Annotated in this window: 22 protein-coding genes and 1 pseudogene; 12 read left to right on the top strand and 11 right to left on the bottom strand. The window is 40.4% G+C overall.

The features are described from left to right. Window positions 1-45: 45 nt before the first annotated feature. Complete coding sequence (locus BLV55_RS06940; protein WP_093312748.1) at window positions 46-1,023, bottom strand: hypothetical protein; 978 nt, start codon at window positions 1,021-1,023, stop codon at window positions 46-48. A 171-nt stretch (window positions 1,024-1,194) separates the two neighbouring features. Between BLV55_RS06940 and BLV55_RS06935 the strand changes: the two genes are divergently transcribed. The 3 genes from BLV55_RS06935 to BLV55_RS06925 all read left to right on the top strand — a co-directional run bounded on the left by BLV55_RS06935 (window position 1,195) and on the right by BLV55_RS06925 (window position 5,245). After that, the gene (locus BLV55_RS06935; protein WP_093312747.1) at window positions 1,195-2,676 is read left to right on the top strand and encodes a DUF1538 domain-containing protein; all 1,482 of its coding nucleotides are present in this window, start codon (window positions 1,195-1,197) and stop codon (window positions 2,674-2,676) included. Beyond that, a complete protein-coding gene (locus BLV55_RS06930) occupies window positions 2,676-3,338 on the top strand; it encodes a P-II family nitrogen regulator (RefSeq protein WP_093312746.1) in 663 nt (220 codons plus the stop codon). Before BLV55_RS06935 ends, BLV55_RS06930 begins: the two co-directional genes overlap by 1 nt. Window positions 3,339-3,400: 62 nt before the next feature. Beyond that, window positions 3,401-5,245 (top strand): YgiQ family radical SAM protein, encoded by a 1,845-nt coding sequence (locus BLV55_RS06925; RefSeq protein WP_093312745.1) that lies wholly within the window; start codon window positions 3,401-3,403, stop codon window positions 5,243-5,245. Between the two features lie 60 nt (window positions 5,246-5,305). Here BLV55_RS06925 and BLV55_RS14930 read toward each other — a convergent pair whose 3' ends face one another. The 3 genes and pseudogenes from BLV55_RS14930 to BLV55_RS06915 form a co-directional block, all read right to left on the bottom strand. Continuing rightward, complete coding sequence (locus BLV55_RS14930) at window positions 5,306-5,473, bottom strand: hypothetical protein (protein ID WP_330386587.1); 168 nt, start codon at window positions 5,471-5,473, stop codon at window positions 5,306-5,308. A gap of 33 nt (window positions 5,474-5,506) precedes the next feature. After that, window positions 5,507-5,875, bottom strand: a pseudogene (gene msrA, locus BLV55_RS14925) (peptide-methionine (S)-S-oxide reductase MsrA); the annotation flags it as partial. A 12-nt stretch (window positions 5,876-5,887) separates the two neighbouring features. Next, on the bottom strand, window positions 5,888-6,106 hold the full coding sequence (locus tag BLV55_RS06915) for a hypothetical protein (RefSeq protein ID WP_093312742.1): 219 nt from the start codon (window positions 6,104-6,106) through the stop codon (window positions 5,888-5,890). A gap of 193 nt (window positions 6,107-6,299) precedes the next feature. Between BLV55_RS06915 and BLV55_RS06910 the strand changes: the two genes are divergently transcribed. Beyond that, window positions 6,300-7,526: a M20 family metallopeptidase gene (locus BLV55_RS06910; protein WP_093312741.1), complete on the top strand. Its 1,227-nt coding sequence runs from the start codon at window positions 6,300-6,302 to the stop codon at window positions 7,524-7,526. A 24-nt stretch (window positions 7,527-7,550) separates the two neighbouring features. Here BLV55_RS06910 and BLV55_RS06905 read toward each other — a convergent pair whose 3' ends face one another. From BLV55_RS06905 to hemC, 4 genes are all read right to left on the bottom strand, one after another. After that, entirely contained in the window at window positions 7,551-8,141 is a 591-nt protein-coding gene (locus BLV55_RS06905) for a TetR/AcrR family transcriptional regulator (RefSeq protein WP_093312740.1), read from the bottom strand. Between the two features lie 86 nt (window positions 8,142-8,227). Further along, complete coding sequence (gene hemB / locus BLV55_RS06900; protein ID WP_093312738.1) at window positions 8,228-9,202, bottom strand: porphobilinogen synthase; 975 nt, start codon at window positions 9,200-9,202, stop codon at window positions 8,228-8,230. Next, the gene (cobA, locus tag BLV55_RS06895) at window positions 9,192-10,718 is read right to left on the bottom strand and encodes a uroporphyrinogen-III C-methyltransferase (protein ID WP_093312736.1); all 1,527 of its coding nucleotides are present in this window, start codon (window positions 10,716-10,718) and stop codon (window positions 9,192-9,194) included. Before cobA ends, hemB begins: the two co-directional genes overlap by 11 nt. 22 nt (window positions 10,719-10,740) lie before the next feature. Then, entirely contained in the window at window positions 10,741-12,351 is a 1,611-nt protein-coding gene (gene hemC, locus BLV55_RS06890; protein WP_093312733.1) for a hydroxymethylbilane synthase, read from the bottom strand. 191 nt (window positions 12,352-12,542) lie between these two features. Between hemC and nirJ1 the strand changes: the two genes are divergently transcribed. From nirJ1 to trhA, 8 genes are all read left to right on the top strand, one after another. After that, window positions 12,543-13,730 carry a putative heme d1 biosynthesis radical SAM protein NirJ1 gene (gene nirJ1, locus BLV55_RS06885; protein ID WP_093312730.1) on the top strand — a complete coding sequence of 396 codons (1,188 nt, stop codon included), beginning with the start codon at window positions 12,543-12,545 and terminating at the stop codon, window positions 13,728-13,730. Continuing rightward, window positions 13,727-14,728: a putative heme d1 biosynthesis radical SAM protein NirJ2 gene (gene nirJ2, locus BLV55_RS06880; protein ID WP_093312727.1), complete on the top strand. Its 1,002-nt coding sequence runs from the start codon at window positions 13,727-13,729 to the stop codon at window positions 14,726-14,728. The genes nirJ1 and nirJ2 overlap by 4 nt, the downstream gene beginning before the upstream one ends. After that, complete coding sequence (ahbA, locus tag BLV55_RS06875) at window positions 14,728-15,207, top strand: siroheme decarboxylase subunit alpha (protein WP_093312725.1); 480 nt, start codon at window positions 14,728-14,730, stop codon at window positions 15,205-15,207. The genes nirJ2 and ahbA overlap by 1 nt, the downstream gene beginning before the upstream one ends. Beyond that, a complete protein-coding gene (gene ahbB / locus BLV55_RS06870) occupies window positions 15,204-15,689 on the top strand; it encodes a siroheme decarboxylase subunit beta (RefSeq protein ID WP_176968312.1) in 486 nt (161 codons plus the stop codon). Before ahbA ends, ahbB begins: the two co-directional genes overlap by 4 nt. A gap of 72 nt (window positions 15,690-15,761) precedes the next feature. After that, the gene (locus BLV55_RS06865) at window positions 15,762-17,738 is read left to right on the top strand and encodes a DNA gyrase/topoisomerase IV subunit B (protein WP_093312724.1); all 1,977 of its coding nucleotides are present in this window, start codon (window positions 15,762-15,764) and stop codon (window positions 17,736-17,738) included. A 39-nt stretch (window positions 17,739-17,777) separates the two neighbouring features. Next, window positions 17,778-20,012 (top strand): DNA gyrase/topoisomerase IV subunit A, encoded by a 2,235-nt coding sequence (locus tag BLV55_RS06860; protein WP_330386584.1) that lies wholly within the window; start codon window positions 17,778-17,780, stop codon window positions 20,010-20,012. A 112-nt stretch (window positions 20,013-20,124) separates the two neighbouring features. Further along, a complete protein-coding gene (locus BLV55_RS06855) occupies window positions 20,125-21,018 on the top strand; it encodes an acetamidase/formamidase family protein (protein ID WP_093312723.1) in 894 nt (297 codons plus the stop codon). Between the two features lie 32 nt (window positions 21,019-21,050). Next, the gene (gene trhA / locus BLV55_RS06850; protein WP_093312722.1) at window positions 21,051-21,680 is read left to right on the top strand and encodes a PAQR family membrane homeostasis protein TrhA; all 630 of its coding nucleotides are present in this window, start codon (window positions 21,051-21,053) and stop codon (window positions 21,678-21,680) included. On the opposite strand, the gene proC is transcribed toward trhA, so the two are convergent. The 3 genes from proC to cls all read right to left on the bottom strand — a co-directional run bounded on the left by proC (window position 21,666) and on the right by cls (window position 26,033). Then, window positions 21,666-22,505 (bottom strand): pyrroline-5-carboxylate reductase, encoded by an 840-nt coding sequence (gene proC / locus BLV55_RS06845; RefSeq protein WP_093312720.1) that lies wholly within the window; start codon window positions 22,503-22,505, stop codon window positions 21,666-21,668. The two genes, trhA and proC, sit on opposite strands and share 15 nt — an antisense overlap. Window positions 22,506-22,533: 28 nt before the next feature. Further along, window positions 22,534-24,315 carry an EAL domain-containing protein gene (locus BLV55_RS06840; protein WP_093312719.1) on the bottom strand — a complete coding sequence of 594 codons (1,782 nt, stop codon included), beginning with the start codon at window positions 24,313-24,315 and terminating at the stop codon, window positions 22,534-22,536. 119 nt (window positions 24,316-24,434) lie between these two features. Then, on the bottom strand, window positions 24,435-26,033 hold the full coding sequence (gene cls / locus BLV55_RS06835) for a cardiolipin synthase (RefSeq protein ID WP_330386583.1): 1,599 nt from the start codon (window positions 26,031-26,033) through the stop codon (window positions 24,435-24,437). Window positions 26,034-26,065 lie beyond the last annotated feature (32 nt).

Raw genomic sequence — 26,065 nt, 5'->3', positions numbered from 1 at the left:
TTCTTTGCTACTGCTTGTAGCCCATGACTACTACCGTTAAGACTCCTATCTATCTCTGTATTTTAAGCGTTGACGCATCATCATGACATTGTTGCCTGTCATATGAATGCTGGCCAGTTCCAATTGAGGAGCTTGTGTCGAATGAAAAGGCTGGTTTTTTCCTGGTACTAAACTCCCACCTGCATACACACCCGTTTGTGTTGTGAACACTTCATCCATCACTTTTTCTTGTATCAATTCATAAATCCAATAAGGAGATTCTACGGCTACTTGCTTTATTTTTAGTAAACCCATCAGTTTCATTACCAGTTTCCAATCCGGAAAACCCACTTCTGGCAAGGCTGCTACCAAATGAGTCTGCCCATCCTTTTGTGAACTATTAAGGCTGTCTCCTTCAAAACCTTCAAAGGGATAGTCCATCCTAATTAACTCATAACAAAAATTATTTTCTGCACACCACTCCATATTCTTTGTTTTATCTCCTGGAATAATCATCAAAACAGGTATTTCGGGAGTATTTAATACCGGATGGTTCCATGGCAATTTTTCCGGCTCTCTTGTAATAATAATGTTCCAAGGAACCGGTGCAAATCGTTCTGACCTTTCCAGCCGGTACTGCTGTAACTCCGGGTCATACACATGGCCTGTAAACTCAGGTTCTGCATGTAATGTGGTTGTACCCAATAAAACAGCATCCGCATAGGTTCTTAACACGTTTACCATCCAAAGGTCTGCCATGCCTTCTGTCGGGTCTTCTATGTTTGCTTTTGCCAGCGTACGGCTGCTGGGATCATTCATAAATCCCATGCGTCCATCCATTGATAAGATCAAAGATCCGGTAAAATAGGGTCTTCCTCTTTCGCTTATATGATCGGGAAAAAAAAGACGACCATAATGCTGATTAATTTTACTACAAAGATTTTGTTGCTTCTGATGTTTATCCATATCCTCAAAGCATTTATGATTTTCATAAACTTTATTCATTTTTATATCATCTGCTTCAAATATGCAGGTTTTTAACATAACTACCACCTCCAAAGGATCATCTTTTTTAATTTTACAGGATTACACGGTATTGATCAATCTATATAACTGTTATACTATTGATTTTAAGGGTAAAAAATTCATAGTTCTTGCATTGTGCTTCATATCAATTACTACTATTTGTTCTAGCTAGGAAGGTTGTGGTTTTAGTTGAATATTTTTACCGAAAAATTCAAAGAAGTACTTTTTTCTGTTCTACCTATCACTCTTATTGTTGTTTTATTTCATTTTAGTCTTACTCCTTTAGGCACGCCTTTAATCTTACGTTTTATCATTGGAGCCGGACTCGTCATCATCGGATTAACCATTTTTTTAATTGGCGTAGACATCGGAATCACTCCCCTAGGGGATTTAACAGGTCATTCCATCGCACAATCTAATAAGCTTTGGATTGTTATAATTGCTGGTTTGATTCTAGGCTTTTTTATTTCAATCGCAGAACCAGGCTTAATTGTATTAGCTAACCAGGTTTCTAGCATTACATCAGGTCATATTCCTGGACTTGTTCTTCTTATTACTGTTTCAGTAGGCATTGCTGTCATGCTAGCCCTTGGATTTATTCGTATTGTTTATAATATTCCCCTTTATATTCTTCTGCTCATTCTTTATGGATTGGTTTTTATCCTATCTATCTTTTCATCCTTGGAGTTTATTACTATCGCCTTCGATGCTTCAGGTGCCACAACAGGCGTATTAGCCGTACCTTTTATCCTTGCTTTATCGGTTGGTGTTTCTAACCTAAAAAAAGATCGGAAAGCTTCTGAAAAAGATAGTTTTGGGCTAGTAGCCATTGCATCTGTTGGTGCTATTTTATCTGTACTTGTCTTAAATCTGTTTTCTAGTACAGAAAGTATTTCTGGAAATATTGAAGTAACCGTGAGTGAATCAAGTGCCCTGTTAGCCCCTTTTTTCGCTATCACTTTTTCTATGATGAAGGAGACGATCCTTTCAGTCTTACCACTTTTAATGATTCTGCTCATTTTACAAAAATTAACTTTCAAACTAAAAAAAAGAGATTTCACTCGACTTATAAAAGGTTTTGTCTATACATTTATCGGTCTTTTGATTTTCTTGATTGGTGTCAACGGAGCCTTCATGGATGTAGGAACCGTCGTAGGCTCACAAATTGCTGAGCGAAGTAATATTTCGCTGATTGCTTTTATAGGCTTTTTTCTGGGAGTCACCACTATACTGGCTGAACCTGCTGTATATGTACTCACACAGCAGATAGAAGATGTAACCAGTGGTTATGTAAAAAGAGAAGCTGTTTTGCTTTCCTTATCTATAGGGGTAGGAATCGCCATTGCCTTATCAATGCTTCGCATTATGGTCCCAACCATACAGCTATGGCATTATCTTCTACCCGGTTATATTATTTCATTGAGTCTTATGTTTATTGTCCCTAAACTGTTTGTGGGAATTGCTTTTGATGCAGGCGGTGTAGCAACAGGTCCTATGACAGCCACTTTCATTCTTGCTTTCACGAATGGCGTTGCTGATGCTACTGTCAATGCAAGTGTATTGATCGATGGATTCGGTATGATCGCAACCGTTGCGTTAACACCGATTATAACGATGCAACTACTGGGACTCATTTTTAAACTACGATCCGGTAAGGAGGGAATATCTTAATGACCAAACTTGACTGCAAACATTATGAATTAATATATGTTATTGTAAACGCTGGACTGGGCAGTAAAATCCTTAAATTTGCCAAAGGGTGTGGTATAACTGGAGGTACAGTCATGTTAGCAAAGGGGACCATTAAAAATCCCCTTTTAGAACTCTTGGAGCTAAACAAAGTACGTAAAGAGATTGTAATCCTCGGTGCAGAACAACAGGTTGCACATGATACCATGGAGAAAATGAATGCAAAGTTTTGTTTCTATAAAAAAAATCATGGCATCGCTTTCAGTATTCCTCTGTCCAATGTTTTGGGTGCTGAAATGATGCCATGTAATAACAATGGTGCAAGGAAAGAGGTGGGTAATCCAATGTATCAATCAATTATGGTAATTGTGGATCGAGGAAATGCCGAATTAGTAATCGAAGCCGCTGCCAAAGCCGGCTCTAAAGGAGGAACTATTATTGGAGCCAGAGGCTCTGGTATTCATGAAACAGGAAAACTTTTTGCCATGGATATTGAACCAGAAAAGGAAATTGTATTAATTATCTCCCAGCAAGAATTAACAGATCACATTACATCCTCTATCAGCAAAGAGTTAAATATTAACGAACCGGGTAAAGGGATTATTTTTGTTCAAGATGTCAGCAAAGCCTACGGCCTCTACTAGAATCTTCTATTCTTTCATATTCCTTCATTTACCTATAACGCTATCAGAAAGGAATTAATCGAATGTTCAACGAGTTTTTACCCGTCAGTCAACTTGACCTTCAAAAGAGAGGATGGGATCAGCTGGATTTTGTCCTGGTATCCGGTGATGCTTACGTAGATCACCCTTCTTTTGGTGTCGCTATTATTGGAAGATGGCTGGAATCCGCTGGTTTCAAAGTAGGCATCATCCCTCAACCAGATTGGACTAAAAGCGAATCTTTCACCAAGCTAGGGACGCCACGTCTCGGCTTTTTAGTTACCAGTGGCAATCTAGATTCCATGGTTAATCATTATACAGTTGCCAAAAAACGAAGAAAATCCGATGCCTACACACCAGGAGGTGTCATAGGAAAGCGACCAGATCGAGCCACCACTGTTTATGCCAGAAAAATAAAAAAACTTTTTCCGGGCACCCCTATTATTCTCGGCGGGCTCGAAGCCAGCCTTCGACGAATGGCTCATTATGATTATTGGGAAGACCGGTTAAAACCTTCGATTTTAATGGATACGAAAGCCGATCTCCTTATTTACGGCATGGCTGAAAAAACTATTTTAGAAGTTGCCGAAGCTTTGCATAGCGGCTTACCAGCCTCCAGCCTTACCTTTATTAAGGGCACTTCCTTTTTTACCAAAGATTTAAGCATTGTCAATCACCCGGTCGTGCTTCCGGCCTGGAAAACGCTTTTGGCTTCAAAAAAACAAGTAGGGCAAAGTTTTCTTGCACAAATGAATCACACAGACCCTATTTCCGGCGAAGTCTTAGCCGAACCATACGAACATGGATTTATTGTCCAGATTCCTCCTTCCCAGCCGCTGACCACCCAAGAAATGGATCAAGTCTATCGCCTCCCTTATACAAGACAAATCCATCCTATGCATCAAAAGGAAGGACATGTCTCTGCCTTTGACGAGGTGAGGTTTAGCTTGGTCAGCAACAGAGGTTGTTTTGGCGGGTGCCATTTCTGTGCCCTCACTTTCCATCAAGGGCGGCATATTCAGGTACGAAGCCATGAATCTATCGTGAAGGAAGCTAAGACCTTGATTGCCGATAAGGATTTCAAAGGCTACCTCCACGACGTAGGCGGTCCTACGGCTAACTTCAGACAGCCCGCTTGTAAAAAACAAGTGGCGCATGGTGCGTGCCGTCACCAGCAATGCATGGCCCCTTCTTTATGTCCCAATATCGAAGTATCTCATCAGGATTATGTTTCATTGCTTCGCAAGCTAAGAAAACTTCCAGGGATTAAGAAGGTGTTTATCCGTTCAGGAATTCGCTACGACTACTTAATAGCCGATCCGGACACTACTTTCTTTAGAGATCTTTGTAAGCACCATATTAGTGGCCAACTTAAAGTGGCACCGGAACATTCAAATGCCCAAGTTCTTCATTTAATGGGTAAGCCAGCTATCCAGGTGTTTGACCAGTTTCGCCATCAATACCACCAGTTCAATGAAAAAGAACAGCGTCGTCAGTTTTTAGTCCCTTACCTGATATCCAGCCATCCGGGTTCCGATATACACGCCGCTATCGAACTTGCTGTCTATCTTAAAACGCTGGGCCATCAGCCAGAACAGGTACAGGATTTTTACCCGACACCTGGTACATTGTCTACCTGTATGTATTATACGGAAATAGATCCACGAAGCAATGAAAAAATATATGTGCCTAAGGATCCCGTGGAAAAACAGATGCAGCGTGCTTTACTGCAGGCTGGCAAAAAACAGAATCAGAGTCTGATTCGAAAAGCCCTTGAAAAAGCAGGACGTCAGGATTTGATTGGCTATCACCGTAACGCACTGATACCTCCAGTAAAAAGCAACGCTCCGCTATCCTCAAAAAAAGAAAAACGCTTTAAGCGTCGCTGACTTTCTATTCATCGCATCCATTTTCCACCCCACCAACCATTGATGGGGTGGTTTTCACCTCTACCAAAGGATCTCCAGAAGTTCTCTTATTTTTTGTTCTGTTTCTTCTGATAAGTTGATCTTAGCTATATCTTCCTCAAAATCTTCCATTGTCCCTTTTCCAGCCACATATCCATTCAAGCGTGCTGCTGTTGTAGAGTCTACAAAGTCATTAAAGTCCGAATACATCCCCCTCACCTCTTCAACAATTCCCGACCTGTTTTGCAAATAATACTTTTGATGATATCCTTCCGCTGAATAAAATCTATCCAGTTCTTTGATCTCCGTCAGCACCGACTTTCCGCTTTTTTCTTCGTAGGCTTGACGGCTCTTTTCAATGATTTTTTCCTGTTCTTCATCATGAAAGAGTAGAATACTCATGTATTGCCTCGAATAAGCCATTGCTGTTGGATCATGGCTGTTCCAAAATACTTCCAGCAACCTTTCATAGTTAATAACCGCTGGATCATATTCAATTTGGATAACCTCTGAATGATCCTCTATTTTTCGATAGGTAGGATTGGGTACTTCTCCACCTGCATAACCCACTCTAGTTCTGATAATACCTTTCATTTGCCCAAACTGAGCATCCGGTCCCCAAAATCAACCTAGGCCAAAAGTTGCTAATGCGGTCACTTTCGGTTTCTCATCAATTCCATTAGTCGGTGTTTTTCTTTCTTTATTCATATCGACTTCCCCTTCCGTAAGTTTTGGTTCCGATAACTGACAACCGCCTATGGTAAAAATGGTCACTAATAACATAAGAATTACTTTCCCACGCTTACCACCTCCATACCTGATTAATACCGAAGTTCTTTTCATCTAAACAAACTCTACGCATTTTCAAGCATGCTTCCATTATGTGCCGAATGAGTGGGCTATTTTCATTATATATGGGATTTATCCCATATATTGTCTTAAAGGTTCTTGCTTTTTGATTCTGCATATGGTGACATATAGAAAGAGGTTCATGCGAATGAACTATCAATTCTGATTAGGCTAGGAGTGGCCATCCTTGTTTTATGTAAATGATTACTACCATCATAATGAAATAATTGAACTGGCAGAAAAGTTAATCAGCATACCAAGCCATCCAGATGTTTTGCATCAGGAAAAAGAAGTTGCTGAGTTTATTTATGATTACTGTGGTTCCCACGGTATGGAAGTCCAGTTCCAGGAAGTAGTTGACCAGCGCAAAAATGTGCTTGTTTTTCTTCGAGGAAGTGGCAATGGCAATTCCCTGATGTTAAATGGCCATTTAGATACCATTACTCCTTACCGCATGACCATAGATCCCTTTAAGGAAGGAGTTCACAGTGGCTATGTTTGGGGGCGCGGTGCTGCCGATATGAAAGGCGGTCTAGCCTCGATGCTTATTACGATGCTGGCTTATAAACGTGCTGGCATCACACCGGACGGAGATATTATTTTTACCGGTGTTATTGGCGAAGAAGGAAAAAGCGAAGGAACGGAGCATCTGATTAATTCCGGTATTCGAGCAAACGCAGCGATTGTTGGCGAACCTTCAAATTATGAATATGCCGTTGGCCATCGAGGTCTTGAATGGTTTGATGTTGTATTCACCGGCAGAGCTTCTCATAGCGGAAGCCCGGAAAGTGGTATCAACGCCATCGAAAAAGCAGCTGAGTTTATCTATCGGGCAAAAAGAGATCTATATCCTAAAATTCGAAAAAGAAAAGATGAATTCATGGGGGTTTCTTTGATGAATATTGGCATCATTGAAGGTGGTGTTGGCCAAAGTACAGTTGCCGATACCTGCACAGTAAAGATTGACCGCCGATATATCCCTGGTGAAACCGTCCAGTCGGTTACGCAGGAGTATCAAGATATCTTAAATGATATGAAAAGAGATGATCCTAGTCTCCAAGCAGAAATTCTTAAAAGCGCTGCTAATGATACGGCGTTAAACCATCCACCTTTAGTCACACCAATGACAGAACCTATTGTCCACGCGGTCAGAACCTCGATCAGAGAAGTGATCAAACGAGAACCGAAAATAACCAGGGGGCGAGGATGGACGGATGCGGCTTTGCTAAAGGTATATGCCAAAATACCCACCGTCGTCTTTGGTCCTGGAGATATCCGGATGTCTCATACTGAGTCAGAAAGAATTGCTATCAAAGACCTGATCAATACTACTGAAATTTACGCTAGAATCATTGATAATTTTTGTATTAAAGATAAGATTATGGAGACCAAAAACCCTCCCTGGCATTATTAAAGCCACCCTTTACGGGTGGCTTTTTTATGCCTTTAATCCTTCCAGTAGTATATCTAATGATTCGATGTGGTCACTGACTTCCTGCTCCTGGTGAAGTGCCATGTGCAGCAGAAAAGACTCTACCGTTGCATAAAGCGTAAACGCCATGCTTTCTGTGTTCATTGGCCGTATAACCCCTTCTTTTATGCCTTCTTCCAGCATTCCTTGGAATATATTCCGAGTTTCTTCCATGTGGTCATTTAGCTGCCGAACCATCGGGTTGTTTTCGCGTATTAAAATGAGCCATAAATCTACTAAAACAATCATCTTTTGATTTTTAAGATAGAGTTTTACAATGGCCGGAATTAGTTTTCGAATTTTTTCATAAGGATTATCCTTATCCTCTAAAACCGTTTCCCTAATATCAGCCCTTAAATCCTGAAACAAGTTCTGAATTGTGTACTCCAAAATCTGATCTTTGTTTCGAAAGTATTGATAAATGGTAGTCCTTCCCATTTTGCAAGCGTTGGCAATATCCACTAAATGAGTCCCATGCACCCCTTTTTTCAAAAATGATTCCATTGATTTTTTCATGATCATCTGTTTTTTTTCTTCATAATTGACTATTTTCGGCATTAAAAGAAACCTCCTTTATCGACATCAGTGTTCTAAACAGTATATCATATCTCAAATGGCTATAACAGGCTTCTTTTTCTTTTTTATTAACGATGATTATCAATCCAGCGAGCCATCTCTTTAGCAAAATAAGTGATAATCATATCGGCTCCAGCTCTTTTGATACTGGTCAATGTTTCTACCATTATTTGGTCATTATTCAGAAGCCCTCCCTTTACAGCGTTTTTGATCATTGAATACTCGCCACTAACCTGGTAAGCACCCAGAGGAAGAGGAAAATGATCTTTCACTGTCTTGATTACGTCCAGATACGCCAAAGCTGGTTTTACCATCAGCATGTCAGCGCCTTCTTCCACGTCCAGCTGCGCTTCCCTGAGTGCTTCCTGTACATTTGCAGGATCCATCTGATAACTGCGCCGATCACCAAATTGTGGTGAACTACCCGCTGCCTGCCGGAAGGGACCATAAAAAACAGAGGCGTATTTTACGCTGTAACTCATAATGCTTACATCTTGAAAATCATTGAGATCCAACTTTTGTCTGATAGCAGCTACCCTTCCATCCATCATATCCGAGGGAGCTACCGTATCCGCACCTGCTTGTGCATGGGTTAATGCGGTCTGTGCAATTAATTCCAACGATTCGTCATTAAGCACTTTTCCATTTTCTACAATCCCGCAATGGCCATGATCTGTATATTGACATAAACATACATCTGTCATGATAAGCATTTCAGGAAAATGCTCCCGAACTTCCCGGATTCCTTGTTGCACAATTCCTCTTGGGTCATAGGCTTCCGACCCAAAGGCATCCTTATACTGAGGCAAACCAAATAAAAGAACGGCTTTAATGCCCGCTTCCTTAATTTCCTTTATTTCACCGGACAGTTGATCTACCGATAAATGATATTGACCTGGCATACCATCTATTTCCTTTTTAATTTCTTTCCCGTGGACAATAAAAAGAGGCTGGATCAGATCATTTTTATGAACAGTGGTTTCCTGCACCAAATTTCTTATGAATGTCTTTTCCCGTAATCTTCTTGGTCTTTTATTTCTCATTTTCTTTGACAGTCTCCTTCCTGATGGCTTCTGCTAACGCTGGGATTGTATACGGTTCTGCCTGACAGGTAATGGACAAATTGTGGCTCTTAGCTGCCTTAGCTGTAATTGGCCCTATCGCTGCCAGTTTTGTTTTTTGAAGCAGGTGAAGATAATCCTCTCCCACCATTTCCACTAAATGATTCACTGTGGATGCACTGGTAAACGTAATCCAATCAAGCTTATCGGATATCGTATTGATAAGCTTTTCTTGATTCTCCATCGGAAGGGTTGTTTTATATAAAACCAGTTCATCTACCACCGTTCCCAGGTTTTCTAATCCTTCGATCAAATTTTTGCGTCCCAATTCAGCACGAGGTATCAAGACCTTTTCTTCCGGCTTTACAAAAGGAGTTAACGCCTCCAGTACCCCCTCTGCCGTAAACACTTCTGGCATATAATCTACCTGAAGTCCTTTTTCAACCAGTTTTTTACGAGTGGCTTCTCCTACGGCTGTGATGCGACTTTCTTTAGATAGGTGACGCAGGTCCATTCCTTGCTTATTCAATTGTCTCATAAATGCTTTTACTCCATTAACACTGGTAAATATGATATGATGATACTGGTCTATTTTTCCGATCACCTGATTCACATTTTCCGGCTTATCAATGGGCTTAATTTCTATCGTAGGACATTCGATCACTTCTGCTCCCATTTCTTTCAGATATGCGGTCAATTGACTTGCCTGAAGTCGACTTCTCGTTACCATAATTTTTTTTCCAAATAGAGGTTTATTTTCAAACCATTGAAGCGAAGAAGCCAGATTCACCACATCTCCAATAATAATAATGCAGGGTGGCTTAAGATTCGCTTTTCGAACTTTGTCGACAATATTGTCTAGCCTTCCTGTAATCGTCTTTTGTTCCGAAGTGGTTCCCCGATGAATTAAAGCAACGGCCGTGTTTGGGTCTTTCCCATATTCTATTAACTGGTTTGTAATCCTTTCTAAACGACCTACTCCCATCAAAAAAATCAAAGTGCCTGTTAATTTCGCAAGTATTTCATAGTCTAAAGATTCATCCTGTGTCGGATCTTCGTGACCAGTAATCACATGAAAAGAAGGACTGACATGACGATGAGTCACCGGTATGCCTGCATAAGCAGGCACGGCAATCGAAGAGGTAATGCCAGGTACAATTTCATACAGAAGCCCTTCTTTAGCTAAAGCCAGTGCTTCCTCCCCTCCTCGTCCAAAGACAAAAGGATCGCCTCCTTTGAGACGAACCACTAGCTTTCCTTCTTTCGCTTTTTTAACCAAAATGCGATTTATTTCTTCCTGTGGTACCGGATGATGGTTCGGTTTTTTTCCAACATCAATAAACTCAGCGTCTTCTGGTGCAAAAGATAAAAGTTCTGTTCCAGACAGACGGTCGTATAACACTACCTCCGCCTTTTTAAGACAATTTAAGCCTCGCAGAGTGATGAGATCTTTCTCCCCCGGACCTGCACCAACCAAATAAACCATTGATTGTTTCATCCCTTTTCGCCTCCTCTATTACTTATTTTCTTTTCAACAGACTAGCGGCTCCTTTTTCCAACAGTTCTTCCGCCACCTTAACACCAAGCGCCTCGCCACTTCCTTCTCCACTTGCAACGGCCGTCAAGCGTTTTCCTGTTTCAACACACGCTACCATCCCTAAAATCGTAAGTTTCTTTTCTTCTATCCATGCAAAGGCACCCACCGGCACATGGCAATCTCCTTCCAGATGATTCAAAAACCCTCTTTCTGCCTCTACTCTCCGCCGGCTTTCCATATCATCTAACACCTTTACAATTCCTGTCGTTTCTACGTCATCTTCTCTAATCTCACATCCTAAAGCTCCCTGACCAACTGCTGGAATAAATGCTTCCTCCGAAAAAGCAAAATGATACTTCTCATTAAAATAACCTGAACGAATAAGCCCGGCTGCCGCCAGTAATATGCCATCCATATGCTGATCTTTCATTTTTTGCATCCTTGTTTCGATATTTCCACGTATCGGAACTATCTGACTGTCTGGCCTTAAGGCCTTCATCTGTGCTTGTCTCCGCATGCTGCTGGTACCAATAACTGGTTTGTCTCTCAATTCTTTCCAAGACTTTCCGTCCGCTGTAACCAACACGTCCCTTGCATCTTCCCGTTCCGGAATCGCTACCATTTTTAATCCTTCCGGCGATTCTCCCGGCACATCCTTCATACTATGAACCGCTAAGTCAATACTCCCATCAAACAGAGCATTCTGAATTTCTTTAACAAACAGGCCTTTTCCTCCCACCTTGTCTAAGGTTCGATCTAAAATAATATCTCCTTTGGTTTTAATGATTTTAATGTCTATTTTCAGACCGTGGTGTGCTTCCTGAAGTTTTTCCTGCACCCATTTTGCTTGAATCAGTGCCAGCCTGCTTCCTCTTGATCCAATGATTAATTTTTTCACAGCCTTCCTCCTTTTTTCTATCTCACTACCTTTTTCACTGCCATGTTCCTTTGTCGATAACACCAATTCCTTGTATTCCTGCATAAGAAAAGTTTCCACTTCTTGAACCGGCAAAGTAAGTGCTTTTTCTACCATACCATCGTATATCAATTGTCTGAATATCTCTTGCCTGTTTTTTTGATTGGCTATTTGAAGAAAAGCATCCTGTCGAATTTCACCTAATGTATCTAGTACGATACTGTAGCTCTTTCCATATGTTTGCATTAAATCCTGTTTAATCTTTTTAGCCAGCATAGGACTTTTACCGCTGGTACACACGGTTAACAATAAATCGCCTTGCCGCAAAACGGCCGGCAACATAAAATCACATTGATCTGGTTGATCCGCTATATTTAATAATGTGTTTGTCTTATTTGCTTCCTGCCGGCATCGTTTATTAACATTCTCGTCCCCTACGGCAATAAACGCAAAAGGAATCTTATCAAAGTCACCGGAACGATACCCTCTTTTTTCCCACTTCAAAGATCCTTTCTCATAGCTTTTCTGTATTTTTTCTGTTATTTCCGGGCTGATAACTGTAACTTCCGCCTTCGATTCCAAAAGAGCTGTTACTTTTCTTTCCGCAACTATCCCACCACCAATAACCACACATTTTTTTTTATTTAACTGCATCATCATCGGAAAATAACCGCTCATTATGAATTCTCCTTTTTATACTTCTTATCTGATATACTTCTTGTAAGCTTGTATTATAATGGACTAAAGTAGCATTACAGCTTAGATGATACTTCTTACTCCGGAAAGGGTATACTATAAGATATCTGCTTTTGGGGCAGCACATAGATTTTACCATTTTAAGGCATATTTTGAAAGGTGGCTCGTTTTTTATGATTAGTTTCACTAAATTTCTTACAGGCGCTCATCACTATGGGGATCAACTCCGTTACCAAGAAGAATCGACTAAATGGCCCCATGGTATTCGAAAAGGCTGTGGTCCTGTTGTTGCCTGGAACACCACCAGAACCTGCAACCTGCGCTGTATTCATTGTTATATGAATTCTGATCATCACCATTATCCGGGAGAATTAAATCATGAAGAAGCCATGGTCTTTATCCAGTCACTGGCCGATTTTCGGGTGCCGGTATTGCTGTTTTCCGGTGGAGAACCACTCCTACGACCAGATTTTTTCAAGCTGGCTGAAGAAGCCGCTAGACTAGGTATTCGACCCACGCTTTCTACCAACGGTACGCTTATCACGAAAAAAATAGCACAACAGCTTAAATCCATTGGGATTGGCTATGTAGGAATTAGTCTGGATGGCCTTGAAAAAGTACATGACCAGTTTCGACAAAAGCAAGGCTCTTTTCAGCAGGCATTTAAAGGCATCGAAAATTGTGTCGCTGAAGGCCAACGGGTAGGGCTTCGCTTTACCATCAACCGTCAGAACATGCATGATGTGGATGAAGTTCTTGATCTAGTGGAAGAAGCTAAGATCGATCGTATTTGTTTTTACCATCTGGTTTATTCTGGGCGTGGCAGTGAGCTGACCAAGGATGTACTAACACCAGAAGAAACCAGACAGGTGGTGGACCGAATTATCGACCGTACCCTGGACTTTCAGCGCAGAGGTTTGAACAAAGAGATTCTCAGTGTTGATAATCATGCCGACGGTGTCTATTTGTATCTAAAACTACGGAAATCACACCCTGAAAAAGCCGCAAATGTCTTGTCTCTTTTGAAACGCAATGGCGGAAACCGAAGCGGCATGGCTTTTGCCAATGTAGACAGTCAGGGAAATGTGCACCCTGACCAATTTACCCAAAATCATTGCTTTGGCAATGTGAAGGAAAAGCCTTTTTCCGAAATATGGCAAGGGACGAACCATCCTATTCAAGCTGGGCTAAAGAACCGAAAACCTTTACTCAAAGGGCGATGCGCTACCTGCCATTGGCTTGATCTTTGCAACGGTAATTTTCGTGCCAGGGCAGAAGCAATCACAGGTGATTTTTGGGAATCTGATCCAGCTTGTTATTTAACAGATAAAGAAATCAGCAAAGAGGGTGAGCTTTCATGATCATTTCCTGGAACAGTACAAATCAATGCAATATGTTTTGTGACCACTGCTACCGTGACTCCGGCGCACGGGCTGATCAGGAATTAACCACCAAAGAAGCTAAATCTTTATTGGAAGATATCCAAAAGGCTGGCTTCAAAATTATGATTTTCAGCGGTGGCGAGCCTTTAATGCGCAGTGATTTAGTAGAGTTAATCTCTTATGCAAAAACATTGGGCCTTCGTCCCGTGTTAGGCAGTAACGGAACATTGCTCACACCTGACTTAGCGAGAGAACTAAAAAAAGCAGGTGCAATGGGTATTGGTATAAGCTTGGACAGCATGAATTCGGATAAACACGATAACCTCCGACGTTATCAAGGTGCTTGGAAAGAAGCCGTTGAAGGCATGGCCATCTGCCGAGAAGTAGGGCTTCCTTTTCAGATTCATACAACGGTTATGGATTGGAATAAATCTGAACTGGAAAACATTACTGATTTTGCAGTCTCAGAAAAAGCTGTTGCCCATCATTTTTTCTTTTTGGTACCGACAGGAAGAGGTTCCAACATTGAAGACACTTCCCTCCGGGCCGTTGAGTACGAGTCTGTGATCTCTCGGATCATGAAAAAGCAAAAGACTGTATCTATTGAACTAAAACCTACCTGCGCCCCTCAGTTTATGCGAATTGCTGACCAAATGAACCTTCAAACCCGTTTTGGCAGGGGATGTTTAGCTGGAACCTCTTATTGTATTATCAGCCCTACAGGAAAAGTACAACCTTGCGCTTATATGGATATGGAAATTGGTGATGTGCGCCAAACCCCCTTTCATGAAATATGGCAAAACAGTGCTGTATTTGAAAAGTTAAGAGGTATGAATTATTCTGGCTATTGCGGTCACTGTGCTTATAAAAAAACCTGTGGTGGTTGTCGTGCCAGAGCCGCCTATTATCACGATGGAGATTATATGGCTGAAGAACCTTGGTGCTTGTATCAAGGTGGAAAAAAGGAGGCTCTTTAATGGACACTCTTGATGAAAAGCTTATTACTTTAATTCAACACCATTTTCCTGTAACTTCTCGACCATATGAAAAGCTTGCCTGCCAGCTAGGAACCGATGAAAAAGATGTGCTCAATCGGTTGCAACGATTAAGAGCAAGTGGTAAAATTCGGCGTATTGGTGGTGTTTTTGATTCAAAAAAACTCGGTTATGTCAGCACCTTATGCGCTGTCCAAGTACCCGAAGAAGAAATAAAGCATGCCGCGAAGCTCATTAACTCTTTACCGGGCGTTACCCACCATTATGTTCGAAAACACCCCTATAACTTATGGTTCACGTTAATCTCGCCTTCAAAGAAAACGCAAGACACTATTATTTTTGAACTAGAAGACCGGTTGCAGAAAATGACTAAATCCGGTAGAATAATAAACCTGCCGGCAAAACGTGTTTTTAAGATTAAAGTACAGTTTAATGCCGGTTCGACAGGAGGCTCTTTATGATCCTTACTTCTCTTGATAAAAAAATTATCCGTCGGTTGCAAGAAGATATTCCTATGACAGCTACTCCTTATGCCGACATGGCACAAGAACTCCAAATAACGGAGCGTTATCTGCTACAAAGAATCGATGCTTATCTTACTACTGGGATTCTAAGACGACTGGGAGGAGTTGTGCGGCATCATCAACTGGGCTACCAGGCAAATGCAATGGTTGTATGGCAGGTACCAGAAGAAACTATCGAGGAGGTCGGAAAAAAAATGGCCGATCATCCCGCTGTTTCTCACTGTTATCAACGACCTACGCTTCCTGATTTTCCATACAATCTTTACACTATGATTCATGGCAAGCAAGTTAGTGATTGCGAAACCATTGTAGATGAGTTATCTACCCGTACCGGGATTCATACCTATTATGTACTGGAAAGCCTTCAGGAACTTAAAAAAACCAGCATGAAATATTTTATTTCTGATATCACAAAATAAACACACAAATAGGAGTAAAGATAGGACAAAGGTCTTATTTTTAAGAATAAAGAGTAAGAAAGGACCGAAACAATGGCAAAAGGTCAGCAAGCATATAATAATGAAAGTATTTCATCCCTGAAAGGACCGGATAAAGTACGGCTCCGCCCAGGGGTTATTTTTGGTTCAGATGACATTGCCGGCTGTCAACACGCCGTCTTTGAAATTCTTGCCAACAGTATCGATGAAGCCCGTGAAGGTTACGGAAATACTATTGAAGTTAGTCGTTTCAAGGATCATTCCATTCAAATTGTCGATTATGGTCGTGGAATCCCACTGGAATACAACCCCAAAGAAGATCGTTTTAATTGGGAACTGGTGTTTTGCGAACTTTATGCAGGAGGAAAATATCAAAATATCCAGGGACTTACCTACGAATACAGCCTCGGCCTAAATGGATTAGGTGCTTGCGCTACCCAATTTGCAGCGTCCTGGATGAATGTTGAAGTTTTAAGAGATAAGCATCGCTATCACCTTCGTTTTGAAAAAGGCCATAATATTGGTGGGTTAAAAAAAGAAAAAGCCCTGTACAAAGACACAGGTACACGAATCCATTGGTTGCCTGACCTGGACGTGTTTACAGAAATCGATATTAATCAGGAGTATTTCAAAGAAACCCTCAAACGTCAAGCGGTTGTCAACGCAGGAGTTCATTTTGTTTTTTACGATGAACTGACCGACGAAAGTTTTACCTATTACTATCCAGAAGGCATTATGGACTATATCAAAGAACTCAGTCAGGAGCAGGAGCTGACAGAAATTCGATACCTTTCCAGGAGTACGGCTGGCCGTGACCGGGAAGATAAGCCAGAATACAAAGTAAAAATGGAAATTGCGCTCTGTTTTAATAATCATTATCCTCGTATTGAATACTATCATAATTCCAGCTATTTAGAGCATGGTGGTGCTCCGGACCGTGCTGTTAAAAATTCTCTGGTTGCCGTCATTGATCAATTTCTTAAAGATGAAAACCTCTATCGAAAAAATGAAAAAAAAGTGCTGTTTACCGATATAGAGGATAGCTTGCTTTTAATTGCAAACTCTTTTTCTACCATGACCAGCTATGCCAATCAGACAAAAAAATCCATTAACAACACTTTTATCCAGCAAGCAATGACCGCATTGATAAAAGAAAAATTAGAAATCTATTTCACAGAAAATCGGCAGGACAAAGAGAAAATTCTTAACCAGGTGCTTACAAATAAAAGAAGTCGAGAAACCGCTGAACAGACACGCTTGAATATCAAGAAAAAGCTTAACGGAAAGATGGATATGGCAACCAAGGTTAAGAAATTTGTGGATTGTCGTAGCAAAGACCTTGAAAAAAGAGAGCTGTTTATCGTGGAGGGAGACTCGGCTCTTGGTGCAACAAAAATGGGACGCGATGCAAATTTCCAGGCTATCATTCCTGTCCGAGGAAAAATCCTTAATTGCCTTAAGGCTTCCTATGCACAAATTTTTGGGAATGATATTATCGTTGATCTGTTAAAGGTTTTGGGTTGCGGCGTCGAAATCAAATCTCGTCATTCCGACCTGGCAACTTTTGATCTGAACAAACTACGTTGGAATAAAATCATCATCTGTACAGATGCCGATGTAGATGGATATCAAATACGTACGCTTATTCTAACCATGCTTTACGTATTAACACCCAAACTGATCGAGATGGGCTACGTCTATATCGCCGAATCACCGCTTTATGAAATTACAGATCTTAAAGCCAAAAAAACCTTCTTCGCTTATACAGAACAGGAGAAAAACAAGCTGCTAAAAAGCATTAAGGGCACTTACAAGTTACAGCGATCCAAAGGTTTAGGAGAAAATGAGCCGCAAATGATGTGGGAAACTACCATGAATCCAGATACACGGCGTCTCATACAGGTAACCCCTGCCGAAGCCGCTAAAACGAGAGAGATGTTTGATGTTTTGCTTGGGAATAACCTGCCAGGCAGAAAGCTGTTTATTACCGATAAAGGCCCCGCCTATATCGCCCAGGCAGATTTGGATTAATGCTATATGTTAACCCTTTAACTCGGAAGGAAGATCGTTTTGAAAGAACCAGTCATCCAAAAACTTGATGTACTAGAAACACTTGAAACCAACTATATGCCTTATGCCATGAGCGTTATCATATCACGGGCGCTCCCAGAAATAGATGGTTTAAAACCATCTCATCGCAAACTTCTTTATACCATGTATGGTATGGGCCTTTTAAAGGGGAACCTTACCAAATCTGCTAATATTGTGGGACAAACGATGAAGATTCATCCTCACGGCGATATGGCAATCTACGAAACCATGGTTCGAATGACCAAAGGAAACGAAAGTCTTCTAATGCCCCTGGTTGAAAGCAAGGGCAATTTTGGACGTTGCTACTCCCGGGATATGGCCTTTGCGTCCCCACGTTATACAGAAGCAAAGCTGATGCCAGTGGCTTCCGAATTTTTCCAGGCCATTAATAAAGATACGGTTCCCTTTGTTCCAAACTATGATAATACCAGTAAAGAACCTGTGCTATTACCCGTTACTTTTCCCAGCATTTTAGCTAATCCAAACCAGGGAATTGCCGTTGGTATGGCCAGTAACATTTGTTCCTTCAACCTTACAGAACTATGCGATGCAACAATTGCCTTCCTAGAGGATAAACAAGAAGAGGTATTTTCCTTACTTAAAGCTCCGGATTTTTCTACTGGCGCAGAACTTCTTTATGATAAGCAGGAGCTGGAACGCATCTACCGAACTGGTCATGGCAGCTTTTCCTTACGGGCTGTTTATCAGTACAACAAGGAAGATCACTGTATTGAAATTATCGAAATCCCTTACACCACCACCTTAGAGGCAATCATGGAAAAAATGGTTGCTTTAATGAAGGCGGGTAAATTGAAGGAAGTAAACGATATCCGTGATGAAACAGACTTAAAAGGATTAAAACTAACCTTGGATCTGAAAAGAAATACAGATCCCAAACAGTTAATGACCCGTCTTTTTCGACAAACCTCATTACAGGATACTTTTAGCTGTAATTTTAATCTCATTGTCAATGGACACCCAAAAGTGTTAGGCGTCCTTGAAATTTTGAAAGAATGGCTCTTCTTCAGACAAGATTGTTTGAAGAGGCAGTTTGCCTACGAAAAAACAGAACAGGAAAAAACCTTGCATTTACTGAAAGGTCTTGAAAAAATTCTTTTGGATATTGATAAAGCTATTCAAATTATTCGAGAGACACAGAAAGAAAAAGAAGTAGTGCCTAACCTAATGACCGCCTTCACCATCGATGAAGTTCAGGCAGAGTATATCGCCGAAATCAAGCTGCGACATCTGAACCGAGAATATCTGTTAAAACAAACCAAACAACTAAAAAGCTTACGAGAATCTATCGCTGACTTAGAAGCTCTTATAGAAAGCCCTGAGCGGCAGAAAGCTTATATTATTAATGATCTAAAAAGGGTTCGCGATCACCATGGTCAACCACGCCGCACCAAAATAATCGATCGAGAAGATATTCCTCAAGCTTCTCCTGCTGTTATGATCAGTCATTATAAGCTTAAAGTATTTTTAACAAGAGATGGCTATCTTAAAAAAATTCCATCCACTTCTCTGCGAGGTAATTTTGACCATAAATTAAAACCAAAAGACTATATAATCCAGGAGATTGAAGGAGAAAATAAGGATGATCTGATTCTATTTTCTTCTGCTCAAAAAGCTTATAAACTGAAACTTTACGAAATAGAAGACCTTAAAACCAGCGACTTGGGTCTTTATCTGCCAAATTTAGTACCCGCGGAACCAGATGAAAAAATGCTTTACATGGTTACTACTTCTGACTATGCCGGTCATATGCTTTTTGCTTATGAAAATGGTAAAATGGCAAAAATTCCTCTTTCCGCTTACGAAACGAAAACCAATCGTAAAGTTCTTGCAAATGCCTTTGCTTCTCAACCACTGCGAGGTATTCGTTTTCTGGAGCAGGACGAAACATTGCTGGCTGTCAGCAGCATCAATAAGGTACTTGTTTTCAACACATCACAAATTAATTCAAAAGCAACCCGCCATTCTTTGGGGGTACAGGTACTCAAATCTAAAAAGAACAGCGAACTAATTGCTATGCTTACTTTAGAACAAGTACAGCTGGAAGACCCTGATTATTATCATGCTAATGTACCCGCCGTTGGCTCTTACTTAAAGAAAACAGATTCATTAAGTCTTGCTGAAAGAGTTGAAGCCTCCGAAAATATTTCTTTACTTGAACTACTTCCAGGCTCAGAGGAGAATATGGACACTTAATTTACCAGACGATAATTTTTATCGTCTTTTTTTGCACTTTGATATCTGACACTTCTGCGTTATAATAAAGCTGTCACTAAAGATATTCGAGAAAAACAAGGAGGGATTTTTCATGTTACAGATTAGTAAATGTCATTCCGTCTTTGCCTTGGGTGCTTATGAAACACCTGCCTTAAAAGTTTCTTCAGGCAGTGAGGTTATCTTTGAAACACATGACTGTTTCCAAAGCCAGATTCATAATGAACATCAATCCATTGATCAGTTAGACTGGAACCGAATTAATCCGGCTACTGGTCCTCTTTACATTGAAAATGCCAAGCCAGGTCATGTGTTGAAAGTAGAGATTCTTTCGATCACTATTGATCAGCAGGGAGTAATGGCTGCCATTCCAGGAGCTGGATTGCTGGGAGATTCCGTAACAACGTCTGAAATTAAGATAATCCCTATTAAAAACAATATCGCCCAGTTTAGCGAAAAACTCAACCTCCCCGTTACACCAAGTATCGGTGTTATCGGAGTCGCCGCAAAAAACGAACCGGTTGCCTGCGGTGTTCCAGGAGAACATGGTGGTAATATGGATAACAAAAAAATAAGAGCTGGATCCACTCTTTATTTACCCGTTTTCGTTGAAGGAGCCTTGCTTTCAATCGGCGATCTTCATGCATTGATAGGTGATGGTGAAATCATGGTTTCTGGACTAGAAGTTGGAGGGAGGGTTTCTGTAAGAGTTACAGTAGAAGAAACTTTTTCTTTAACTCATCCTTTTTTAGAAGATGAAACTCATTATTATACAATTGCTTCACACAAAGATTTACTTCAAGCCGTTAAAATATCCACAGAATCCATGCATCAAATGCTAATGACTAGGACTGGTATCTCCTTTAACGAAGCCGGTATGTTGCTTAGTGTCGCTGGAAACACAGAAATTTGCCAAGTGGTAGATCCTTTGCTGACGGCTCGATATGCTTTACCAAAAAAAGTATTTCAGTCATTAATGGAATCTTGACGTAATAATGTTTATACAAGGAGTGTTTCTTTATGAAATCATCTGAACGAATATCTTTCTATACTCACTTAGGAGGAGCTGTAGCCGCCGCTGTAGGAGCTATCATCCTTCTTTTCCAAGCCAGAGAACAGTTTTCTTATCGATTATTAGCGCTGATTTATGGTGTTTCGGTGACCTTTTTGTTCACAGCCAGTTCTCTTTACCATTATCACAAGAAAGAAGAGGGCGAATCTTCTTTCTGGCGTAAGTTAGACCATTTTGCTATCTTTGTTATGATTGCCGGAACCTATACCCCGGTAGTCTGGGCTTATTTATCAGGTGGTTTAAAGTGGGGAATCCTTATCTTCCAATGGTCTCTCGTATTAACGGGTTTCTTCTTTAAGTTTTTTTACCTAAAAGCACCTCGTTTATTATATACAGCTATCTACCTGCTGATGGGCTGGTCAGCTATTTTTACCATCAGGCCCTTAATGATGGCCATGAACCTTTCTTCCATCGTCATGCTTTTTGCAGGTGGTGTTTCCTTTACCATCGGAGCCATCTTTTACGCATTAAAAAAGCCGGTGATCACACCCGGCTTTGGATTCCACGAGATCTTTCATATCTTTATTCTTGCTGGAGGAGTTTTTCATTACTTTCTCGTTTTCTTAGCCATTCGTTGAGGATGAATGCTTCGATGATTGGGCATTCATATCATCTGCCTTATTCATGCAATCAACCATCGCTTCTATAATAGCACTTCTGAATCCACTCTTTTCCAAACTTCTTACCGCTTCGATAGTAGTACCTCCGGGAGAACAAACCATGTCTTTTAATTCTCCCGGATGCTTTTCTGTTTCCATCACCATCGATGCCGCTCCCATGATCGTCTGTGCCGCAAACTGATATGCCTGTTTTCTAGGCATTCCACCTTGAACAGCCGCATCGGCCATTGCTTCCACAAACATAAATACATAGGCTGGTGCCGAACCACTTACAGCAATCACCGTATCAATCAGTTTTTCATCTACTTTTTCCCATTTACCAAAACTATTAAACAACTCGCCTACCAGCTGAAAATCTTTTTCTTTCATTTGCTCATTAGGGCATAAAGCAGCCATCCCTTGTTGAACCAAGGCAGGGGTATTCGGCATGGTGCGAATAATTTTATAGGATTTACCGATAATTTCTTCCACCTGTCTAAGAGAAACGCCTGCGGCTATCGTAATAATAATATGTGTGGTCCTTAAATGTTTTTTAATCTGTTTGAGGACCGTCGGGTACAGGTTGGGCTTCACAGCCAACACCAGAAGATGGCTATCCTGAATCAATGATTCTACCGAATCCACCTTGTTAATTCCGTATTGATCACCTAGAAAAGCAACCTGGTCTTCTTTAGGATCAAAGACGGAAACATTCTGCGGATCGGTAAATCCAGCCTTAATAATGCCACCAATCATTGCAGAACCCATATTTCCTGCTCCAATAAAACCAACTTTTCTTTCCATTATGACACACCTCATTCTCTTGATTTCACTAGTGCCCATTAAGAACACTTTGTAAACAGAAACTCCATTGTGTTAAATAGGTTTCCCAGTTATTAAAAGGTTGTGGCTTTCCATAGTAATAGCCTTGCATAAAGTCACACTTCAAATTTTTCAAAGCCTTTTGTTGCGACTCTGTCTCTACGCCTTCAGCAACCACTTTCAGACCCATTTTGTGAGAAAGTTGAATAATTGCTTCCACCATCATCCGGTCTTTTTCCTGTTCTTCAACTGTATTGATAAAACACTTATCCAGCTTTATCCGATCAATTGGTAATCTGTTCAAATAGTTTAATGAAGAATATCCTGTTCCAAAATCATCTAAAGCTAACCGAAAGCCTTGCTTTTTTAGGTCGTGCAGTGTTTTTAATGTCTGGTCAATCTGATCCAGCAAAGCTGTTTCTGTAATTTCAAACTCAATACTTCCCGGATCTATCGGATATTTTGACAGTAAGTTTTCCAGGAACTGGTTAATATTTTTTTCAATAAGCCCTTTGGCTGAAAGGTTAATCGACACATAGGTAGGCATTTCTTCTTTTTCTGTCCATTTTTGACACTGCTGAAACACTTCCTCCACTACCCATTTTTCGATTTGAACAATCTGACCTGATTGTTCTGCCTCAGGGATAAATTGGCCGGGAGAAATTGGCCCATCGTAAGGATGGTACCATCGTACTAGAGCCTCTACTCCTGATAATATCGTTTTTTCAGCGTCAATAATCGGTTGATAATATACCCGAAACTCTTGGTTTTCTATCCCGTAACGTATCTGCTGAATTTTATCGATATAATTGTAGGCGTAGGATTCCATTTCTTCATGATAAATAACGCACTGATCTTTCCCATTACGCTTCGCACAAAATAATGCTGTATTGGCTTTTTGCAGTAAGTCAAAATATGCATTTCCGTGTTCATTAAATACCGCCACTCCCACGCTAAAAGTCAGTATCACTGGCTGTCTTTTGACATAAAAGGGTTGGGTTGCAACTTTTTCCATAAAATGATCAACTTGTCGCTTTAACTCGTCATCTGTTTTGTAACCTTGAAGAAGTACAATAAATTCATCGGCACTTGTTCTTGCCACATAATGTTCACTTCCAAAGTAACTTTCCAGCATACAGGCTGTTTGTTTAATCATTTCATTCCCTACACGAAATCCCATCGTATTGTTAACATAGCTAAAGTTGTCAATATCGATATACAGAAGCGCCATTTGCTTATCCTTATTTGCCTTTTCTTTCTCAACTTCAAAAATTTCCCTCAGTTTCTCTGTGTTAGCCAGACGTGTCAGTTGATCGTAATATGCCAATCGATAAAGTTTATTATCCAACTCGATCTGCTGCGTTATATCGGTATGTGATCCTGCTAACCGAATTACTTTTCCACTTTTATTCCGGCAGGCAACACCCTTACTGAGTACCCAGTAATATTTGCCATCCCTACCCTTCAACCGATAGATGCTTTCATAGATGCCTTCACCAAACCATAAAAAACAATCTAGGGTTTCTTGTGCTTTTTTCCGATCCTGTGGATGAAGTAATCTTTTCCACTCTTCAATGCTATTACTTTTTTCTTCATGCTGACTAAAGGCATATCGCTCCCTATCTTTAGCCGATACCTCATATTCATCCTTTTCCAAATCCCAAACCCAAAGGCCATCATTGGCACCTTCTAAAATCAATTGGTATTTTTCGCAATTTTCTTTCAGGTAATCATTTTCTTTTACTAGCTGTTGGTATTCAACCTTCGGCTTTTCTTCCCTGCCATTGAGCATGTATATTACCGCACCTTCCTCTGCATATATTGTTCCGTCTCAACAAAGTAGTAGAATGATTTTTTCTTTTATTAAAGGCACATGCATCTCTTTTATTCCAAGTATATTGTCTGTCCTCTTTAAAGCATAGGAGCAAAGATCCGCAGTATAGATCCTGTTAACACTTTATACCATTTTCTTTCCCTATACTCTTCCATCGTTACTCTCTGGCACACTTTTAAGGTTTCCGTAAAATCATTTTTCATTTCAGCAATGCATTCCGTATCAAACATCCAAACACCACATTCAAAATGCAGGTAAAGGCTTCTGTAATCCATGTTAATCGTGCCTACTACTGCATAATGGTCATCTACTACAAAGGTTTTGGAATGCATAAACCCCGGTGTATATTCATAGATTTTAACACCACTTTGAATTAACGCTTTGTAAAATGTCCGCGTTACGGCATGAACCAACCGTTTATCCCATTTATGAGGCGTAATAATGCGGACATCCACGCCACCTTTAGCTGCCGCACAAAGTGCTGTCACCATTTCATTAGCTAAAATAAGGTAAGGTGTTGTGATATATACATATTTTTGCGCACGGTAAATTAAGTTAAGGTATACGGTTTCGCTAACCGGTTCCTGATCTAGTGGACTATCGGCAAAGGGTTGAATATATCCTTTGCTCGTCGTTTCTTTTTCTCTTGATTGATCCTTCGATGGGATTTGGCGTGGCTTAAACTGTTCAAAATTTTCACTGACATCTCTAAGATAGTCCCACATCGATAAAAACATCACCGTAAAACTCCATACAGATTCACCTTTCATCAGAATCGCCGTATCCTTCCAGTGTCCAAACTTTTCTATTTTATTAATGTATTCATCAGCCAGATTAATTCCACCTGTAAAGGCTACAGTTCCATCAATAACGGTTATTTTCCGATGATCTCTATTGTTTTGTCTTAAGGATAAAACAGGAACCAAAGGATTAAAAATACAGCATTTTATTCCCATTTCTTCCATTTTTTTATCATAACCGTGCGGTAGTGTAAACAAACAACCCACGTCATCATAAATAAGGCGCACATCCACACCTGCGTCTGCCTTTTTTTTAAGAATTTCTAAAATTCGATTCCACATCAACCCTTCTTCAATAATAAAGTATTCCATAAAAATATAACGTTCTGCTTTTTCCAGTTCTTCTAAAAGTTTTTCAAATTTAACTTCTCCCGCATCCAAGTATTGATTATATTGTTCCGGGTACAGTGGATATCCTGCGTAATGATTGATATAACGTGCCTGTATTGCAGCATCCTGCCTCGAATCCTCGATTTGCCGAAGGTAATCTTCTGATTTGCTTCGTTGCCTCATCAAGGCCTTCATCGTTGCCATTTCATAGGCTTTCATTCTCTGAGAAACTTTGCGACTCATTCTGCTTCTACCTAAAAATAGGTAAAATAATCCTCCGAAAATTGGAAACAGCAATATCGGAATAATCCAGGCAATTTTATAAGCTGGATTTATTTGACTGTTCATTACCCATAAAAAAACAACTAAGCTTAAAAATAAGCTAAAGGCATAAAACTGTGCGAAGTATTGATTAAATCGACTAATCACACCAGTTAGAATAATCATTTGACCCAATAAAGCAATCATCAAAAAAAAAGTTCTTGGCATTAACATTTTCCGAAGAATGCGTAGTGTTTTATGAGAGCGCTTGCTAATGTCAGGCATCATCTGATCTCCTTTGCATGATCTCTACTATC

The organism is Tindallia californiensis, assembly GCF_900107405.1.
Lineage (GTDB): Bacteria > Bacillota > Clostridia > Peptostreptococcales > Tindalliaceae > Tindallia > Tindallia californiensis.
The sequence above is the reverse complement of the archived record's forward strand: the minus strand, read 5'-3'. Positions and strand labels throughout refer to the sequence as shown.

Bases quoted from the DNA above. Each gene is read 5' to 3' on its own strand.
- hemC (WP_093312733.1), bottom strand. From the start codon at position 12,351: ATGAGCGGTTATTTTCCGATGATGATGCAGTTAAATAAAAAAAAATGT.
- ahbB (WP_176968312.1), top strand. From the start codon at position 15,204: ATGATCCTTACTTCTCTTGATAAAAAAATTATCCGTCGGTTGCAAGAA.
- BLV55_RS06915 (WP_093312742.1), bottom strand. From the start codon at position 6,106: ATGAAAAGAACTTCGGTATTAATCAGGTATGGAGGTGGTAAGCGTGGG.
- nirJ1 (WP_093312730.1), top strand. From the start codon at position 12,543: ATGATTAGTTTCACTAAATTTCTTACAGGCGCTCATCACTATGGGGAT.
- cls (WP_330386583.1), bottom strand. From the start codon at position 26,033: ATGCCTGACATTAGCAAGCGCTCTCATAAAACACTACGCATTCTTCGG.
- BLV55_RS06855 (WP_093312723.1), top strand. From the start codon at position 20,125: ATGTTACAGATTAGTAAATGTCATTCCGTCTTTGCCTTGGGTGCTTAT.
- cobA (WP_093312736.1), bottom strand. From the start codon at position 10,718: ATGAAACAATCAATGGTTTATTTGGTTGGTGCAGGTCCGGGGGAGAAA.
- BLV55_RS06925 (WP_093312745.1), top strand. From the start codon at position 3,401: ATGTTCAACGAGTTTTTACCCGTCAGTCAACTTGACCTTCAAAAGAGA.
- proC (WP_093312720.1), bottom strand. From the start codon at position 22,505: ATGGAAAGAAAAGTTGGTTTTATTGGAGCAGGAAATATGGGTTCTGCA.
- BLV55_RS06940 (WP_093312748.1), bottom strand. From the start codon at position 1,023: ATGTTAAAAACCTGCATATTTGAAGCAGATGATATAAAAATGAATAAA.
- BLV55_RS06840 (WP_093312719.1), bottom strand. From the start codon at position 24,315: ATGCTCAATGGCAGGGAAGAAAAGCCGAAGGTTGAATACCAACAGCTA.
- BLV55_RS06905 (WP_093312740.1), bottom strand. From the start codon at position 8,141: ATGCCGAAAATAGTCAATTATGAAGAAAAAAAACAGATGATCATGAAA.
- BLV55_RS06865 (WP_093312724.1), top strand. From the start codon at position 15,762: ATGGCAAAAGGTCAGCAAGCATATAATAATGAAAGTATTTCATCCCTG.
- BLV55_RS06930 (WP_093312746.1), top strand. From the start codon at position 2,676: ATGACCAAACTTGACTGCAAACATTATGAATTAATATATGTTATTGTA.
- BLV55_RS14930 (WP_330386587.1), bottom strand. From the start codon at position 5,473: ATGTATTCGGACTTTAATGACTTTGTAGACTCTACAACAGCAGCACGC.
- ahbA (WP_093312725.1), top strand. From the start codon at position 14,728: ATGGACACTCTTGATGAAAAGCTTATTACTTTAATTCAACACCATTTT.
- trhA (WP_093312722.1), top strand. From the start codon at position 21,051: ATGAAATCATCTGAACGAATATCTTTCTATACTCACTTAGGAGGAGCT.
- hemB (WP_093312738.1), bottom strand. From the start codon at position 9,202: ATGAGAAATAAAAGACCAAGAAGATTACGGGAAAAGACATTCATAAGA.
- nirJ2 (WP_093312727.1), top strand. From the start codon at position 13,727: ATGATCATTTCCTGGAACAGTACAAATCAATGCAATATGTTTTGTGAC.